This is a genomic window from Neobacillus massiliamazoniensis, assembly GCF_001048695.1.
Taxonomy (GTDB): domain Bacteria; phylum Bacillota; class Bacilli; order Bacillales; family Cytobacillaceae; genus Neobacillus; species Neobacillus massiliamazoniensis.
This window is the reverse complement of sequence record NZ_CVRB01000001.1, coordinates 1,470,486-1,486,617: the sequence shown is the minus strand read 5'-3', so window position 1 is coordinate 1,486,617 and position 16,132 is coordinate 1,470,486. Positions and strand designations below refer to the sequence as shown.

Annotated in this window: 14 protein-coding genes; 1 reads left to right on the top strand and 13 read right to left on the bottom strand. The window is 40.2% G+C overall.

Annotated elements, in window-relative coordinates; all coding sequences use genetic code 11:
* Positions 1-103 precede the first annotated feature (103 nt).
* The 9 genes from BN1082_RS06970 to BN1082_RS06930 form a co-directional block, all read right to left on the bottom strand.
* Complete coding sequence (locus BN1082_RS06970; RefSeq protein ID WP_090632685.1) at positions 104-838, bottom strand: urease accessory protein UreH domain-containing protein; 735 nt, start codon at positions 836-838, stop codon at positions 104-106.
* A gap of 139 nt (positions 839-977) precedes the next feature.
* The gene (locus BN1082_RS06965) at positions 978-1,481 is read right to left on the bottom strand and encodes a hypothetical protein (protein WP_090632683.1); all 504 of its coding nucleotides are present in this window, start codon (positions 1,479-1,481) and stop codon (positions 978-980) included.
* Positions 1,482-1,597: 116 nt separating this feature from the next.
* Positions 1,598-5,608 (bottom strand): fibronectin type III domain-containing protein, encoded by a 4,011-nt coding sequence (locus BN1082_RS06960; protein WP_090632681.1) that lies wholly within the window; start codon positions 5,606-5,608, stop codon positions 1,598-1,600.
* 570 nt (positions 5,609-6,178) lie between these two features.
* Positions 6,179-6,553 carry a hypothetical protein gene (locus BN1082_RS06955; RefSeq protein WP_090632680.1) on the bottom strand — a complete coding sequence of 125 codons (375 nt, stop codon included), beginning with the start codon at positions 6,551-6,553 and terminating at the stop codon, positions 6,179-6,181.
* Positions 6,554-6,578: 25 nt separating this feature from the next.
* Positions 6,579-8,057: an FTR1 family iron permease gene (locus BN1082_RS06950; RefSeq protein WP_090632679.1), complete on the bottom strand. Its 1,479-nt coding sequence runs from the start codon at positions 8,055-8,057 to the stop codon at positions 6,579-6,581.
* Positions 8,058-8,252: 195 nt separating this feature from the next.
* Positions 8,253-8,456 carry a 2-hydroxymuconate tautomerase gene (locus tag BN1082_RS06945; RefSeq protein ID WP_090632677.1) on the bottom strand — a complete coding sequence of 68 codons (204 nt, stop codon included), beginning with the start codon at positions 8,454-8,456 and terminating at the stop codon, positions 8,253-8,255.
* Positions 8,457-8,469: 13 nt separating this feature from the next.
* On the bottom strand, positions 8,470-9,246 hold the full coding sequence (locus BN1082_RS06940; RefSeq protein WP_090632676.1) for a 2-keto-4-pentenoate hydratase: 777 nt from the start codon (positions 9,244-9,246) through the stop codon (positions 8,470-8,472).
* Positions 9,247-9,283: 37 nt separating this feature from the next.
* A complete protein-coding gene (locus BN1082_RS06935; RefSeq protein ID WP_090632674.1) occupies positions 9,284-10,063 on the bottom strand; it encodes a DODA-type extradiol aromatic ring-opening family dioxygenase in 780 nt (259 codons plus the stop codon).
* A 29-nt stretch (positions 10,064-10,092) separates the two neighbouring features.
* Complete coding sequence (locus BN1082_RS06930) at positions 10,093-10,737, bottom strand: alpha/beta hydrolase (protein ID WP_090632672.1); 645 nt, start codon at positions 10,735-10,737, stop codon at positions 10,093-10,095.
* Between the two features lie 412 nt (positions 10,738-11,149).
* Here BN1082_RS06930 and BN1082_RS06925 point away from each other — a divergent pair, with 412 nt between their 5' ends.
* Complete coding sequence (locus BN1082_RS06925) at positions 11,150-11,677, top strand: helix-turn-helix domain-containing protein (protein WP_090632670.1); 528 nt, start codon at positions 11,150-11,152, stop codon at positions 11,675-11,677.
* Positions 11,678-11,797: 120 nt separating this feature from the next.
* On the opposite strand, the gene BN1082_RS06920 is transcribed toward BN1082_RS06925, so the two are convergent.
* From BN1082_RS06920 to BN1082_RS06905, 4 genes are all read right to left on the bottom strand, one after another.
* A complete protein-coding gene (locus tag BN1082_RS06920) occupies positions 11,798-12,889 on the bottom strand; it encodes an acetyl-CoA C-acyltransferase (RefSeq protein ID WP_090633215.1) in 1,092 nt (363 codons plus the stop codon).
* Complete coding sequence (locus BN1082_RS06915; protein WP_090632668.1) at positions 12,885-14,342, bottom strand: AMP-binding protein; 1,458 nt, start codon at positions 14,340-14,342, stop codon at positions 12,885-12,887. The genes BN1082_RS06920 and BN1082_RS06915 overlap by 5 nt, the downstream gene beginning before the upstream one ends.
* A gap of 64 nt (positions 14,343-14,406) precedes the next feature.
* Complete coding sequence (locus BN1082_RS06910) at positions 14,407-14,970, bottom strand: biotin transporter BioY (protein WP_090632666.1); 564 nt, start codon at positions 14,968-14,970, stop codon at positions 14,407-14,409.
* A gap of 169 nt (positions 14,971-15,139) precedes the next feature.
* A complete protein-coding gene (locus BN1082_RS06905; protein WP_090632664.1) occupies positions 15,140-16,120 on the bottom strand; it encodes an NAD-dependent epimerase in 981 nt (326 codons plus the stop codon).
* Between the last annotated feature and the right edge of the window lie 12 nt (positions 16,121-16,132).

Genomic DNA, 16,132 nt, shown 5'->3' with positions numbered 1-16,132 from the left:
AGTTGAATTTATGCTTTAAAATTACTTTGAAACAATAATAAATAATGCAAAAAACAACGAGACCATTCGTTGTTTTTTGCTAGTATATCAGAATACCATTCATTTATAAGGACCAATAAGTTAGGGTATCAAAAATTCCTAATAACAATATCAGGACACCCGCAACCCGTTGAATAACCGCTCCAAACTTTCTCCCTTTCTTCATTACCACTCCACTTCCACCGAGATACCATATAATAGCAATGACAATCAATAGCGGAATGGCTGTTCCGAGAGCAAATATAGATGGGAGAATAAATCCGTAAGGACTAGAAAATACGATTGGCATTAAAGTAATAAAAAATAGGACAAACATAGTCGGGCAGAATGCAAGTGAAAAGCTAAATCCTAACATAAAAGAACCGAATGGATTTTCATGCTTGTACTCTTTCGATCCCTTAAAAAGATTTAATGTTCCTTTTAATTTGATAAAACCGATCATAACCAAACCAACGATGATTAATAATGGGCCCATAAGCTTCCGAAGCCATGGAAAATATGACGTAAGATTTTGTTCAACTCCCTTTCCCAGTAACCATACCAAAATACCTAATAAAGAAAAGGCTACTACCTTTCCTAGTGTGAAAAAGAGAACATCCTTCCAAGCGATTTTTTTTTGAATAGAACGGTTACCGTACAATGTTACTGCACTAATATTCCCTGTAAGCTGACAAGGAGCTAAGGCTCCTACCAACCCTAAAATTAAAGCAAATAAAATGGGCCATGATTCAAGGCTATTTGCCATAATGAAAAATGGTTTACTTATAACTGCACTTATTTGGCTTAATAAACTGTACATGAAATCACCCTAAATCAATACTTTAATAGAAATAGATTAGCACAAAATAGTGCAGAAAATATGGTGATTTCTAAAAATATAGAAACCTCCACACCAAATAAATCGGGTGGAGGTTTCTATTCAGCAATTGGAGGATACTTTAGTTGCCCATATCCATTGCCATATGATCATTGACGTTAACTGCCTTTTCCTTAATGCTTTTTTTCAAACGGTCTGGTCTTCCATCTTTAATGGCATCTGCATGCTCTTGAGTAATGGTTCCTGAACTAACAGCTTCATTAACCATTTTTGTCTCTAAGTCAGTTAGTTTTTTTGTGAATTCAGCTTCTGTTAAACCTTTTTCTTTTGCAATTTGGACTACTGTTTTTCCCTTCTTCATTTCGTCGATAATTATTATCGGTAAGACATTAAGAACCGTTGCGGCCTCACCTACAATATTCATTTGCTTTAACCGGCTTTTACGTACAGGTTCACTGGATTTCTTTTGGTTTGGCGGAGAGTAGACAGCCATATTCCCTTTTACCTTTACATCCGTAGCTGGCTGACTTTTAGCAAATGCTGGATTATCATGATAAAGCGCCATCGCTGAGCCTGAAATTAAAACTAAAGCTAGTGCTATAGCTATGAGAAGCTTTTTTTTCATTCCATTGCCTCCTTTAAGATAGATTAACATCCATTGACCGACAAGATCATTCACTGAGAGACCTGTCCCTCTGCCTAGTGGAAACATGTTGACATACTATTGCAATCTATAATTCCCTAAGGGGTCTTTACTTTAACAGACGTTGACCAAGGAGACGAGCCGGTCTCATTTACAGCCTGAACTCTGAAGTAGAAAGTTGTTTTTCTCGCTAATCCTGGTACTGTCACAAAGCTACTAGGTGACGAAACCGAACAACTTACAATTTGCGTAAATGCAGAATCTGTTGCATATTGGACAAGATAACTTGCAACCGTCCCCGAAGGTTTATTCCAGGATAGCAACACTGAAACAGTAGTATTCCCTTGAGACACTTTTGTCTGCAATCCGTTCGGTGCTGCCGGGGCTGGGGTTGCTGGGACAGGAGGTGCAGACGGAACCTTTACCTTTGCTGTATTTGAATAGCTAGATGACGTAGTTCCGTTCATTGCCTTGACTCGGTAGGTGTACGTGTTACCAGGTTCTACAGTTGAATCGGTATACTTTACTGTTTTTCCTGTGCCAGGACTTGGACCAGGGGTTGCAATAGACGTAAAATTATTCCCATCTGTGGACCGTTCAATGACAAAGCCGGTTTCATTTGATGCATCATCCTCCCAACTTAGGTTGACGCTCGGTCCAGACTGCAGGGTTACGCTTAGATTTTTTGGTGCCTTTGGAGCCGGTGGTGGTGTACCGTTGGAAATCGTAACATTAGCTGTATTGGAATAACTCGATTCCAAAGTGCCATTTACGGCTTTCACCCGATAAGTATAGGTTCCAGGAGTTACCTTACTATCAGCAAATGTGACCCGTCCAGTGTTAATTGACATACCAGGAGTGCCCACGACTGTAAAATTAACACCATCTGTGGACCGTTCCACGACAAATCCAGTCTCATTTGTCGCATTATCTGTCCAAGTTAAGCTTGCTTGCTGTCCGGATGGTACAGCTGTAAGATTTGTTGGTGCTGCAGGAAGCCCAGAGGCATCGATTGTATTGGATGGTGTACCACCTTCCAATGCTGCAATAGGGTCAGTTGAGCTTGGCGCAGTGGCCGCATTGAATGCAAGCACTTGGTACTGATAGCTCGTATTAGGATCAGCACTAGTATCTTGATAACTAGTATTGTTAGCAGGTACAACTTTAATTTTTTCAAATTTACCTGCTTTTCCATTGATAACAGGTGCACGCATTATGTTGTAGCCAATCTCATTTGCCGGGTTGCCAAAGGTTGAAATATTGTTATAATCCACCGGTGTAGGATCTGTCCAAGTAAGATTTACTGGACCTCCATTTGACCTATTACCACTTAATACAGACGCGTTTGGTTTTGTTACATTGACTTTAAAATTATAGGAACGCATCATGTCATTTTCTTCGTGTCCTAATAGATGACAGTGCCATACATACTCCCAGTTAAAATTCGTCATTTTGTTCGTGACTGTAACTGGATTTCCAGTGTACGGATCTACGTTCATAAACTGTCCGGTTGATCCGAGAGGCATCGTCGGGTCCAAAAGCCGAATACTATCAGGAAGTCCGAATGGTAATTTTGGTGCGACAGGTCTAAGGGCGACAATACAATCTTCAAGCGGATTCATACGAACTGTATCCTTCCAGCCGCGTTCGTTATCATCAGGCATCCGAATCGATCCATCCCAGCCGACTCGGTTGATAAGCTGAACATCAAATAAATGGAAGTGGATCGCGTGCGTATCGACCCCGTTATGAGTAATCTTCCAAATCTGTGTTCCATCCCCCGTTTGACCAATTGGTGCAATCGAGTCTTTCATATTTTCGGTTGTTGGATCAACATATCCAAGCATAATGGTCGTTTGATTCTGGAAATTCGTATTCGGTAATTCTGTTCCCAGAGTGGCATTCATTCTTCCATAATCTTGCTCAAACTCCTCGGCAATTGCCTTTGGTGTTAAGTCCATCGTCACATTCGTCGAAGTCCCAGGTATATTAAAGGTGGTTTTATTGTCGTGAATATTGACCCATTTCCCATTTGGATCATTTCTTGGATCGTCTTTCCCATAAACTTCATTATTAAAAATAAGCGGATTCTGATCTTTAGAGAATGCCTTTGGTATTTCAGTATTTAATTTATCAAGAGTAGCTTGAGTTGTATCCACTGTCGTTGCTGGGTCACCTGCAACCTTGATCTGCATGATTGTACGTGTATTTGGACCATAACCAGGTTGCGTTGTTGGTGCCCCTCCAGTCCGATCATCTGGATTCTCGGCATTCATAGTTTGGTCAGGATCACCTGTGTAATAGTCGTAACGTGGATCAAATGCTGGAACTGGAGCAGGTGCATCATTATATAGTATGAGTGTTTGCCCCGCATATTTACTGAAATCTACGACGACATCCCCCCGTTCAGCAGGTCCCAAAAGAAGCGTTTTGCTTGATACGTTTAGAACGGTGATACTTCTACGGCCATATTCATAGTCTATTGGTTGATTTGGTAATACCGCAGGTTTTGTTAAAAAGCCGCTTTCATTGCCAATCTGGATCATTTCTGGTCCAGCTGCAGCAGGATCCGGTACACCGCCATCCCTTCCATCAGTTGGCCATTTTTGTGGGAATCCAGCAGTTTTTACCGCAGGAACCATTGGAACCTCACCAGCGTTTGCATCTTTTAATGTTCCATCAGCATTCCACATGGTCGAATTTGAAGCAGCTTTATAAAGCTGCAGGTTCCACATTCTATCATTAGATGCATTCAAGATACGGAATCGATAGGCTTTTGGATCAACCGTTATCGTAGGGTAAGCAGTTCCATTTACGACTGGAGTATCCATGAAAGCTTCAGGAACAGTTGAAACATTTGGTACACCAGGATTCATTGGCGCTTGACCATTTTTAACTTTTGGATCATACAATGGATTTGCTTTAGGACCATTTTTTAATCCAGTGTTAGGTGGCCAGAACCATGGCCCATAATCCCAACGCCCCAATGGATTCGCACCAGACATGACATAAGGGTTCTGGTTTGGCATGTATACATGCGGAAACCAAAGATTACCCATCCCGCCCCATTTAGTCTTATCCCAGGTTGGGTCGGTTGCTGCTAATTGATTGTCTGATGGAACGAAGGTCTTATCTTGAATAATTAAAGGAATATCGTGATCATCATCTGGAATAACTCCCCTGTTTTTAAGGTCCTTTTCCACATCATCTTGAATCATGTATCCGTTTGCCTCGCCGGCATAAACATTCAATCTCGTCATCCCGTAAGTATGATCATGAACCCACATTAATCTAGCACTCTGTTGATTGGTGTAGAAGAACGTCATGGAACCATCGCCAGGGTCCGGCATATCTGGGACATTCTTAACGCTGACTCCTTTTGGATACGGGGTGTTCTCTCCTGCAGGTGTGATCCATTGATGTGGTGTCCCGTCACTAATCCATGGGGTGATTCCGCCATGCAAATGGAGTGAAGCACGGTTTTGGGTGTACATATTTTTTCCATCTGGTCCCATTCCGGCGCCCATCAAGGATGTATCAACCGGCAAGAATAGGTCCCCTCCACTGCCTGTCGGAAGTTTATTCGTGAACTTGATCCTTACAGGCCGATCTTTTTTTGCAATAATCATAGGGCCAAAATAACTTGGCTTTTTAATAGACTCGTCTGTAGTGTTTTCTTGCATATACCCTCGTAGTTTTGTCGCCGGCAAATCCGAGTGCATTTTCTCCGAGTATTCGACAAGTGAAATTTCATAGTAGTCAGAGCCTGGATACGTAGTTGTATCAGGAATAGCCACTGGAATGTATTGGCCAAGATTATTTTCCTTAGCTTTTCCCAGTCCAGGTAACGTATCGACAAATTTTCGCATTCCTGTTCCTGCTTTAATGGTTCCGTCTGTATTAAATTCAGGTAGTGGGCTGTTGGCATAGTTTGGCGTAGTCCAGTAATCCGGTGTGTCTCCCGGTCCAGGCGCTGCAGCCTTTGCTGTATGCATAGAATTGTTCCCCGAAAACGGAATCGAAACCAAGACTAGCATTCCAGCAATTGCAGCGATTTGAACCTTTTTACCTAATACTTTTAAATCCCCTAAATTTTTTAACTTACCCATTATTCATCAGCAACTCCCCCAGTTTTTAGACAAATTAAACATACAATCTTAAGTATGCAGGGCAAGGGCTCATTACATAGAAAGCTGAAATTTTTACAGCAAGTATTATTCCGGTCATTTTTTTATCATGCAAGTTTCTATCATAATGAAGCTTCCAAGCTACGCTCACTACCTCCTTTGTACAAAGATTATAAAGAACTAAATGTTCTTAGTAAAGAACGAAACTTGTCGAAAGAAATATTTTAAACAAATAATGGAATTTATATAGTACTTTTAACTTATCAATAGTGTTAATTGCTAGTAATAGTTTTTTTCCTTTACAAAAAAAGAGGCTGTCCCAAAAATGTGACAGGCACCACTTTATGTAAAGTTCATGATAATTTTTCCGCAATGTTGATTGGAGCGGAAGGCGCTCGACTCCTGCGGGAGTACGGGGCAGGGGAGACCCCGCAGGCGCAATAGCGCCGAGGAGGCTCCCCGGACCGCCCGCGGAAAGCGAGCGCCTAGAGCGGAAATCAACAGACAAGTAAAAAGGATGTCAGCGAAATGACATCCTTTAGTAAATTATATTTATTTTGTTTTATTAGCTAATTCTTTTAAAGCGTCCGTAAGCTGGTTATTCAACGTATTTAGAGCTTCCTTGTCAAGTTGGGGTGCCTTCGAACCGGCAATGGTTGGATCAAGATATTTTTCAATTTTTCCATATGAATCTTTATTATCTTTTTTTACATCATCTTCAAAAGTAGCCCATTGATCTTCTAATTTTGGTCCAACTTCTTTTACTTTTGCCTGGTCACCGCTGTCAATTGCTTTTGATAATTGCGTCGTAGTGTCTAGCATTTTATTTACACCATCGGATACCTTACTGTTAGTGGAACCACAACCCGCTAATACGAATGCACTTCCAAGACCAATCGCTAATACCAATGAGGTCAATTTTTTCATAGTAATATTCCTACTTTCTGGATTTTTAATTGTTATGAGCTGCTATCATTTTTTTCTTTTTAATACTATTTGTTATAAGAAGAATCACCGCACCAAGGACTAAAATGATTTGCGGAATGGTGCTTTCCCATGATGGATACAAGGCGAAAAAGTCTATGCTTGGTACTCCTTCGGCATTCGTTGTTGGAATTAATCCGGCTAATTGTAAACTGTGAATCCCCATTCCTGTAAATTTAATACAGAGATAAAAAACAATCACACTTGAAACCATAAAGAATGGTCGAAGCGGTAATTTTAAGCCGACAAAAACCATTAAATAAGCGATAATCCCAAGAATAGCTACACCAATAAGGAAACCAATTAATAAGGTCTGAATCTTAATTTGACTTGCCATACCGATATAAAATAATACCGTTTCGGTTCCTTCTCGAAATACTGCAAGAAAGGCAAGAATCCCTAATGAAACAAGTCTTCCAGTCGATAAGGCAGTTTGGCTTTTTTCTTTGATATACCGATTCCAATCAGCTATATTAGACTGACTATGAAGCCAATAGCTCATATACAATAACATGACCGCCGCAAAAACTCCTGTCCAGCCGGAAATGAGGAAATTATTATTTCCGAATGCACCTGATGAAATCACAAATTTTACGATGATGGCAAGGATGACACTAACGCCAAGACCTGCTAGAACTCCAGTCCAAATCCATCCTTTTCCCTTTCCCTCTCCTGATTTTTTCACAAATGACATAAGCGCTATTACCACTAGTAACGCTTCCAATCCTTCACGGATAAGAATCATCGCCGCATCCCAATAAGTATATTGAGATTTATCAGCTAAAGGGGAAAGATATTTTACCATATTATCAATCGTTTTCTCGGCCTGCTGATAATTTGGCGGATCAGCACTAAGCATAGCTTGAATCGAAACTAAATCTCTTTCAGAATCATTATAGACGGTAGATGATTGCGCCACGACTGTTCCTTCAACGCTTAACCAGCTGTCGCTAGCTTTCTTTATACTCTCCAAAGCTTGAGATTGATTATGTTGTCCGACTTGCTCTTTAGTCTTTTGAAGCATAAGAATAAAATCATCTAAGGATATATCTTTTTTCTTAAATCCAGTATCTTTTGGATAGCCGCCATTGATAAATTTTTCATTTACAGCTTTCAGACCCTGTAAAGCCTGCAGGACCTGATCCGGTTTTTTTATGGTTAAGGAATAGTCCACCTGGCCCATATTCGATTCAATATCTTTGTAGGCAGTAGCAGAGTCATTTTTAATCCCTGTTTCAATTTGCCGCCACGTTTTATTAAATTGATCAAAAGCTTTCTGTGCTTCCGCTAGATCCCCTTTTGAAGCATAATCGATTGCCTGATCAACCGAAGCCTCGGCATTTTTTAAATCAGCACTGGAATTTCCAGCTGCTAATGCCGGATTATGTATCACTAATCCTATTAATAATAGAAGGATAGAAATTTTAAGTAGTAGATTTTTAGCCATGTGATCCTCCTTGATTATCTATCTTAATTTAATATTTTAATTGATAACGATTTTCAATATCATCTTCACGTTTACTATTGTATTTCCATTGAGAATGATTGTCAATATCAATTTTAAACATCAAGGCTGAACCTTGCCAATAGGCAAAATAAATCCCCACTAGACTCTAGGTCAAGTGAGGATTCGTTTAAAGTATTAATTTTCCTTTTTATTTTTTCTTTCAACAATTGGAACTCCACCCACACCCCAATTTTCTTCTGAAACCTCGTGTAATAGCACTCTGACAGTTTCAGGTGGATTACCTAATGTCCTGCTGACAGCAGCCGTAACCTCTGAAATCAATTGCCGTTTTAATTCTGCAGATCTGCCCTCAAGCAGGTGTACTTGGATGATTGGCATTTGATATCTCCCCCTATGACCTTTTGCGATTCAAATACAATGTACTAAATTTATCAAACTCAACCTCAAGCAAGTCTCCACTGGAAACATGTATAGCTTCAGTGATGCCGCCTGTTAGTACGACCATTCCCGGCTCAATGCAAAGCCCTGATGAATGTAACATTTTAACAAGTTCAACCACCGAGCGAACAGGGTGTCCCATAACCGCTGATCCTTTTCCTTCTTGGACTTTTCTTTCATTTAACTTCATCGTGACTTGGACTTTTTCCCATTGAAACTGGCTAGGGGAAAATGCTTGTTCCGAAAGCAAAAATTTCGCACTTGAAGCATTGTCTGCCACAACATCTATTAGATTGAATGAAAAGTCCCTATACCGACTGTCAATAATCTCCACTGCAGGAATAATGCATTCGGTAGCCTGCCAAACATCTTTTTCTGAGACATTAGCTCCTTCAAGACGTTTATTTATTAAAAAAGCAAATTCTGGTTCCACTCTCGGATGGATTAATCCTTCTAAAGATAATTCTCCGTCAATCATTTTCATTGATTTCAGTAATCTTCCGTAAATAGGCTGGTTTACTCCCACTGATTGTTGCTTTGCTAAACTCGTTAACCCCATTTTCCAACCGACAAATTGTTCGCCAGATTGCAAATCTTTTATGATATTCATTTTTTGAATTTCATAAGCATCCTCAAGAGTTAGTCCTGCGTATCTTGTTGTGATTTTATCCATTTCTAATACGTTTTTTTGATGCCAATGAATTTCATTTGCTATTTCTATAATATTCATGTCCTATTACTCCATTTTCCACTAATCTTTAGAGACATCATCCAAACTGCCAGACGCTGTGACTAAGGTTGCCATATCGAAAACTACGATGAAGTAAGGTTGCTTTTTGCTGATTGTCGGCCGCACCCATTGCATAAAAGATTGGAATAAAATGCTCATTCCCATAAGGAGGGACTGCAAATTCAGCATTTGGAGCTAGTGAATCGTAATGAAATAGTGATGGTAAATCCCATTTTTCCAAATGATGTGCTAACCAGTCGTCGAATTCTAGTGCCCATTGATCAGCCTGTCCATTGTCAATCCATTTTAATGCTCTTAAGTTATGCACGGTTCCACCGCTGGCGATAATTAAAATGTCATTTTCTCTTAATACCGATAAAGCTTTACCAATTTTATATTGCTCTTCTGGAGAAAGGTTCGGATTTACGGACATGGCGATGACCGGAATATCTGCATTTGGATAAAGCATACGAAGGACTACCCAAGCCCCGTGATCCAAACCGCGAGTTGTTTCATTTTCAAAGAAAATACCATTTTTAGTGAATAGGTCTTCTATTTCTTGAGCAATTTCTTGATTGCCACGTGCCGGATACTGAATGGTATATAAAGCTGGATCAAATCCGCCGAAATCATATATTGTACTATATTGGTCGACTTCGCTTACCTTTTGCATTTTTGATTCCCAATGGGCCGAAAATAAAACAACAGCCTTAGGACATGGCAATGTTTGTCCCAATTGACTTAAAAACTTTGTATATTCATTATTCTCAATTGCAAGCAACGGTGCTCCATGAGCAATAAATAATGATGGTAACATCTTATTTTCCTCCCTTAATTTTTTAGTTTCTATCTCTGTAATTCATTTACTATCCATGTTTGTAAATCTTGCAGATTTTTTTCGGATACCGTGTGTCCTTCTGGATAAGTTTTAAAAGTTACAGGTATACCTAGCTTAGTAAAATATTCGACATTCTCTTTTCCCCACTCATACGGTAGAACCTGATCGAATTCACCATGTGATATAAACACAGATAAATTTTTGCCTGGATTAATGTTGTATTCTTCCTTCACAAACAATGGAATATATCCGCTAAGTGCAACAATTCCTTTAATTTTATTACCAAGTGTTAATGCCAATGTCATTGAAACAATTGCGCCTTGGCTAAAACCAAGTAAGTATAATTTGTTGGGATCGAGTGGATACTTTTCAGATGCATAATCAATAAAGTTTGATAATTTATTGATGCCCTCATCGAATACTTCCCGATGTGGTTTGCCGTAGCCTTGGATCGTAAAGTAAGCAAATCCCGGTCCTTGGGTTAGATGCCCTCTTACACTGAAGATATAAAAGTAATCCTCTAGACCATCGACTAGTGACAGCATATTGTGTTCATTACTTCCAATACCGTGCATAACAAACAAGGCAGGATACTTCTTCCCTGGAACAACATTCTTTGGACGACGTAATTCATAAATCATGGGTGTTTCCATTTAGTAAATCCTCCTGTTTCAACAAATGTATTTTTAAACGAAAGGCTATGTTAAAGCTCATTGTTGATTTTGCCACTATGTTGATTGGAGCGGAAGGCGCTCGACTCCTGCGGGAGTACGGGGCAGGGAGACCCCGCAGGCGCGGGTAGCGCCGAGGAGGCTCCCCGGACCGCCCGCGGAAAGCGAGCGCTTGGAGCGGAAATCAATAGGCAAGTTTAACAGAGCCAAAAGAAAAGAGTTAAATTTATTTATATCAACAAATGTTTCATATTAAGAAACTCGAAACCACTTCCTGTTTACTTATATGAATCTTTGTTTTCTATACAATATCAAATATAGGTATAGCAAGTCAATTATTTTTTTGTTAATATGAAATTAAGTTTACTATTAAGAAACTAACGAGGTGAAAAAGATGGATATCGGTTCTAAAATACGTACCATTAGAAATAGAAAAAAAATTACCATTGCCCAAATGTGTGACGAAACTGGGCTTTCAAAGGGGTTTATCAGCAATGTTGAAAATAACAACACATCCCCATCCATTAGTACATTACAAACAATCGCTAATTTCTTAAAAGTTCCTTTACCCTATCTGCTTTTAGAAAAAGATGAACACATGACTGTAATAAGAAAAAATGAAAGAGAATTCACAGTCTCTAAAAACCCAGAATTAAAGGTGGAGCATTTAGCATCTAGAGGCGGTTTAAGCATTAGACAGGTTGAATTTCCCCCTGGAGCTTCAACCGGAGAAAAAAAAGCACACGAGGGAGAAGAATGTCATTTAATCCTAAAGGGGAAAATTCTTGCGGAACAAGGTGAAGACTCTTTTATATTAGAAGAAGGAGATACGTTCAGTTGGTGTGCTAGTGTCCCTCACTTTGTTAAAAATATCGGGGACGAGCCAGCTGTTGTTTTAATAGCGGTTTATACTGAAGTATAAGAAAAAGAGGGGATCATGGATTTATATTTAGATCACCCTCTTCATTATATATTGACTATTTTTTCAGCTATAAAAAACGATTTCGAGCCGAAATTTGTCGATTTATGGCAATTATTCTGACTATCTCACTGCTTCAAACAAGACAGCAACGCCAATCCCGCCACCAGATCCGATGGCGGAAAGAACATAGTTTGCTTCTTTCTTCCGCTGTACTTCATAGAACAGTCTTGTCACTAAGATTGCACCGGACGCTCCGTAAGGGTGGCCAATCGTTAATGCGCCGCCGCTAATATTTAATTTTTGATATGGAATTGAAAGCTCCTCTGCACAGGCTACAATTTTCGAAGCAAATGCCTCATTGATTTCAATCAAATCGATATCTCCGATGGTCAAATGGTTTCTATTTAATATGGCCTGAATGGCTGGAACAGGGCCAATTCCTGGATAAAAAGGATGTACGCCTGTTACCTCACTGTCGACAAAGCGAAGGACAGGCTTATACCCAAGCCTATTCGCCTCTAATTCGTCCATTACGACTACTGCCGCTGCCCCGTCATGAATTCCGCAGCTGTTCGCCGCGGTGACAGTGCCATTTTCTTTGGCAAAAATCGGCTTAGCCCGTTTCAAAAGGGCTGCGATTTTACGCTCTTTGAGCAGTTCTTCATCTTGAGCCAAATTATTAATTGAAACAATTTCTTCTGAAAAATAACCTTTCATGAAAGCTTCCCAGCTTCGTTCATAGCTAAGCAATGCATAGTCATCCTGATTCTCTTTTGAAATCCCATATTTTTTTGCCACATATTCCGCCGCCACCCCCATGTCGGGGTCACCAATCGAATCGGGGGAGAAGCGGGCTCTTTTGGGAAAAGGGGAAGTACTCGTACTCTCAACGCCGCCGGCAATATAGCAATTGCCGGCTCCCCCCTGAACTAAATAGCAGGCAAGGCGAACCGCTTCAAGACCGGCACTGCACTGGCGGTCAAGTGTGACCCCTGGTACCGATAGCGGGAGTCCCGCTTCAAGGGCAGACAAGCGGGCCACATTTCCGCCCGGTCCTGTCACGTTCCCGAGCAGGACATCATCCACTTTCAAGCCTTTCGCAAGCTGCCGAATGATTGGAGCCGCCAGTTCATACGGCTGAAGGGCTTTTAACACCCCATTTTGTTTACCAATCGGCGTTCGCTTCGCTTGAACAATTACCGCTCGTCTAATGGTCATTCACCTTACTTTCAATTAAGTCTTTTACTTGCGGCCGAGCAATTTTTCCACTCGCTGTATGCGGTAGTTCGTCGACGAAAACCCATTTCCGGGGAATTTTAAAAGAAGCTAAATTTTCACGACAGATTTTCTTTAGTTCACTTAAGGAGGCCCTTCCTTTTACTGCTGCCGTAACAATCTGACCCCAGTATGGGTCCGGAAGACCGACAACCGCTGCTTCCTCCACATCCGAGTGCAACGATAATACCTTTTCAATCTCTTCAGGAAAAATATTAATTCCTCCATATAAAATCATGTTCTTTTCCCTGCCAGCAATAAAGAGGAAGCCTTCCTCATCGAGATAACCCATATCATCGACCGTTATCCAGCCATGTTCGTCCCGGACGCGATCCTGGTTATGATGAAGATAACCAATAAAGATCATATCGCTTTTAACATAAATTTTCCCAGGTTCATTCTGCTTGGCGCATTCCCCATCCGCTCTACGAATTTGGATTTCTACATTATGACACGGCCTTCCAACAGATCCGGGTTTACGGGCCGAATCAATATCCGATAAAACCGTCACAAAGCTTAATTCACTTGCCCCGTAAAACTCGTACATCTTTAAATTAGGAAAGACATTTCGAATTTCCTCTTTTGAATTCTCTTCCCACTTCGCACCCGATGAGAGAATTCTCAATGGTTTTTTCATGTAATGGTCTTCCTTTATGAAGGCGGCAATCATCGTTGGGACCACATACATAACCGTTATAGAGGCCGATTCGATTAATGCCAGGGCATGTTTCGCCGAGAATTTTTCCATCAGAAAAACCGTGCCTCCAAGATATAAAGTGCTGATAGCTCCATAAAGAAAATGGGAATGAATCAGCGTTCCAGGAATGAGGACACCATCGTTTTCATCAATCTGAAAGTCAAAACAAGTGCAATCAAAGCTAGCGACCCAAGAATTTTGTGAGCGAATAAACGCCTTTGGCTCACCCGTTGAACCCGAAGTAAATCCCATATAAAAGGGCATCTCACCCTCCGATTGATATGCTTTTGTGGCCGGGGCTTGACAGATTTCCTCCAAACAATCCTCCCAAGTGTACACAGTTGGAAAGAATTTTTTTAAAAAAGGCTGCCTACTTTTTGTTGTTATGACAAGGGAAGTGCCGGATAGCCTTAACCTCTTCTGTAACTCCGTTTCTGTCCATCTCGCATCAAAGGGAACGGCAGTCCAGCCAGCCGCCGCTGCTCCCGTGAAGAGTTGGAGAAAAGGGATTCCATTAGGAAGCAGGATCGCGAGCGTTTTAGTTGGAAGGTTAAGAGAATCAAGCCAATTGGCGGTTTTATTCAGTAATTCCAGCCATTTAGAATAGCTTATTTTTTCACTTTGTGTTTGAATGGCGATTTTATCAGGAAATTCGTTTGCGTGATTTAAATAGGTATCCGTAATGCCTGCCATGATTTTCTCCTTACAATTTGAATGATGTAGATAATACACTTATTTTATCAAAAAAAAGACACTGTTACAGTGTCTCAACATTTTTATGAAAATTTCGTTTGATGGCAGGTGCCTTCAAAAGTCTATAGGTGAGATAGGAAGCAATCGTTGCCTTAAGGGCATCACCCGGAATATAAACTAGACTTATTTGAATCGTTTTTATCAGTGGAAGATGCATAATAAAAGCTTGCACCGGAATCCCAATTAAATAAACTAGGAAAATCCCTACGGTAAGATTAATTAGCAAGATTCTCCAGAATCGTAATTTACTAAATCGAGAGATAAGGTAGCCAACGCAAAAAGCAGTGATCGGCCAGGAAATCAAGTAGCCGGCACTCGGTCCGAAAAATACACCCAATCCACCGCGACCTCCGGACAAAAGAGGTGCTCCAGCTGCAACGAGCAGCAAGAAAATGGTCATGCTCCATGCCCCTCGTCTCGCCCCCAACACACCACCGGCAAGAAGAACACCTAAAGTCTGCAGGGTAATCGAAACCGGTGTAAACGAAAGCATAATCGGCGGTATCATACCTAGAACCCCCATAAAAGCAGCAAACAAAGCAACGTATGTAATATCTAAGATTTTCATAATCCAACCCCTAATAGTAGACTCTAAATTTCAATTTATATTTTAAAAGGGATAGGTGTTTATGTCAACCCGTTTTATATTCAAGTTGACATAAACGCCTGACGAACTGTTTTTGATTCGCCGGTAAACTACATACACTTTGGCAGCAGCTGACATCATCATTAGATAACTAAGGAGTTTTATTATACTGTTTAAACCAACTTACAAACTTGCTGATTCCCTCCTCAATGGGCGTTTTAGGTTTAAAATTAATATCATTTACTAATTCTTCGATATCTGCATATGTTTCAAGAACATCTCCAGGCTGCAATGGTAATAATTTCACTACTGCCTTCTTACCGAGCTGCTCTTCTAACACTTGTATGAAGTAATTTAGCTGAACAGGTTGATGATTTCCTATGTTATAAATTTTATAAAAAGCGAATGATTCTGTAGGCGGATCTTTTTGTATTAAACGAAATATGGATTCAATGACATCATCAATATAGGTAAAATCCCTTTTCATATTTCCATGATTATAAACCTCGATAGGCTGTTGTCTCAAAATCGCATTTGCAAATTTAAACGCTGCCATATCAGGCCGTCCCCATGGTCCATAGACGGTAAACAATCGCAGCCCCGTTGTAGGAAGGTTATATAAGTGGCTATAAGTATATGCCATTAACTCATTGGCTTTTTTAGTAGCTGCATATAAACTAATCGGGTGATCGACCCGATCGCCGACAGAAAATGGTATTTGTTTATTATCTCCATAGACAGAACTTGATGAAGCGTAAATAAGATGTTTAATTTGATGTTTTTTACAGCAGTCTAATATATTGGCAAAGCCAACAAGATTTGATTGAATATAGGCATGGGGATTTTCTAAACTGTATCTTACGCCTGCTTGAGCTGCTAAATTAACCACAATGTTTATATCATATTGGTCAAAGAGGCTTTCTAATAATTCCAGGTTTTCAATTGAACCTCTAATAAAACAAAAATTCCGATACTTCGTTAAGATATTTAATCTATCATTTTTTAAACTCATATCGTAATAATTATTTATATTATCAATACCGAGGACGTGGACACCTTCATCTAACAAGCGCTTTGATAGATGAAAACCGATAAAACCAGCACAACCAGTTACAAATATATGACTAACCATTTTATGAACTCT

What these genes read in the sequence shown, in the direction of transcription:
- BN1082_RS06970 (WP_090632685.1), bottom strand. Translation starts at nt 838, where the DNA reads ATGTACAGTTTATTAAGCCAAATAAGTGCAGTTATAAGTAAACCATTT.
- BN1082_RS06965 (WP_090632683.1), bottom strand. Translation starts at nt 1,481, where the DNA reads ATGAAAAAAAAGCTTCTCATAGCTATAGCACTAGCTTTAGTTTTAATT.
- BN1082_RS06960 (WP_090632681.1), bottom strand. Translation starts at nt 5,608, where the DNA reads ATGGGTAAGTTAAAAAATTTAGGGGATTTAAAAGTATTAGGTAAAAAG.
- BN1082_RS06955 (WP_090632680.1), bottom strand. Translation starts at nt 6,553, where the DNA reads ATGAAAAAATTGACCTCATTGGTATTAGCGATTGGTCTTGGAAGTGCA.
- BN1082_RS06950 (WP_090632679.1), bottom strand. Translation starts at nt 8,057, where the DNA reads ATGGCTAAAAATCTACTACTTAAAATTTCTATCCTTCTATTATTAATA.
- BN1082_RS06945 (WP_090632677.1), bottom strand. Translation starts at nt 8,456, where the DNA reads ATGCCAATCATCCAAGTACACCTGCTTGAGGGCAGATCTGCAGAATTA.
- BN1082_RS06940 (WP_090632676.1), bottom strand. Translation starts at nt 9,246, where the DNA reads ATGAATATTATAGAAATAGCAAATGAAATTCATTGGCATCAAAAAAAC.
- BN1082_RS06935 (WP_090632674.1), bottom strand. Translation starts at nt 10,063, where the DNA reads ATGTTACCATCATTATTTATTGCTCATGGAGCACCGTTGCTTGCAATT.
- BN1082_RS06930 (WP_090632672.1), bottom strand. Translation starts at nt 10,737, where the DNA reads ATGGAAACACCCATGATTTATGAATTACGTCGTCCAAAGAATGTTGTT.
- BN1082_RS06925 (WP_090632670.1), top strand. Translation starts at nt 11,150, where the DNA reads ATGGATATCGGTTCTAAAATACGTACCATTAGAAATAGAAAAAAAATT.
- BN1082_RS06915 (WP_090632668.1), bottom strand. Translation starts at nt 14,342, where the DNA reads ATGGCAGGCATTACGGATACCTATTTAAATCACGCAAACGAATTTCCT.
- BN1082_RS06910 (WP_090632666.1), bottom strand. Translation starts at nt 14,970, where the DNA reads ATGAAAATCTTAGATATTACATACGTTGCTTTGTTTGCTGCTTTTATG.
- BN1082_RS06905 (WP_090632664.1), bottom strand. Translation starts at nt 16,120, where the DNA reads ATGGTTAGTCATATATTTGTAACTGGTTGTGCTGGTTTTATCGGTTTT.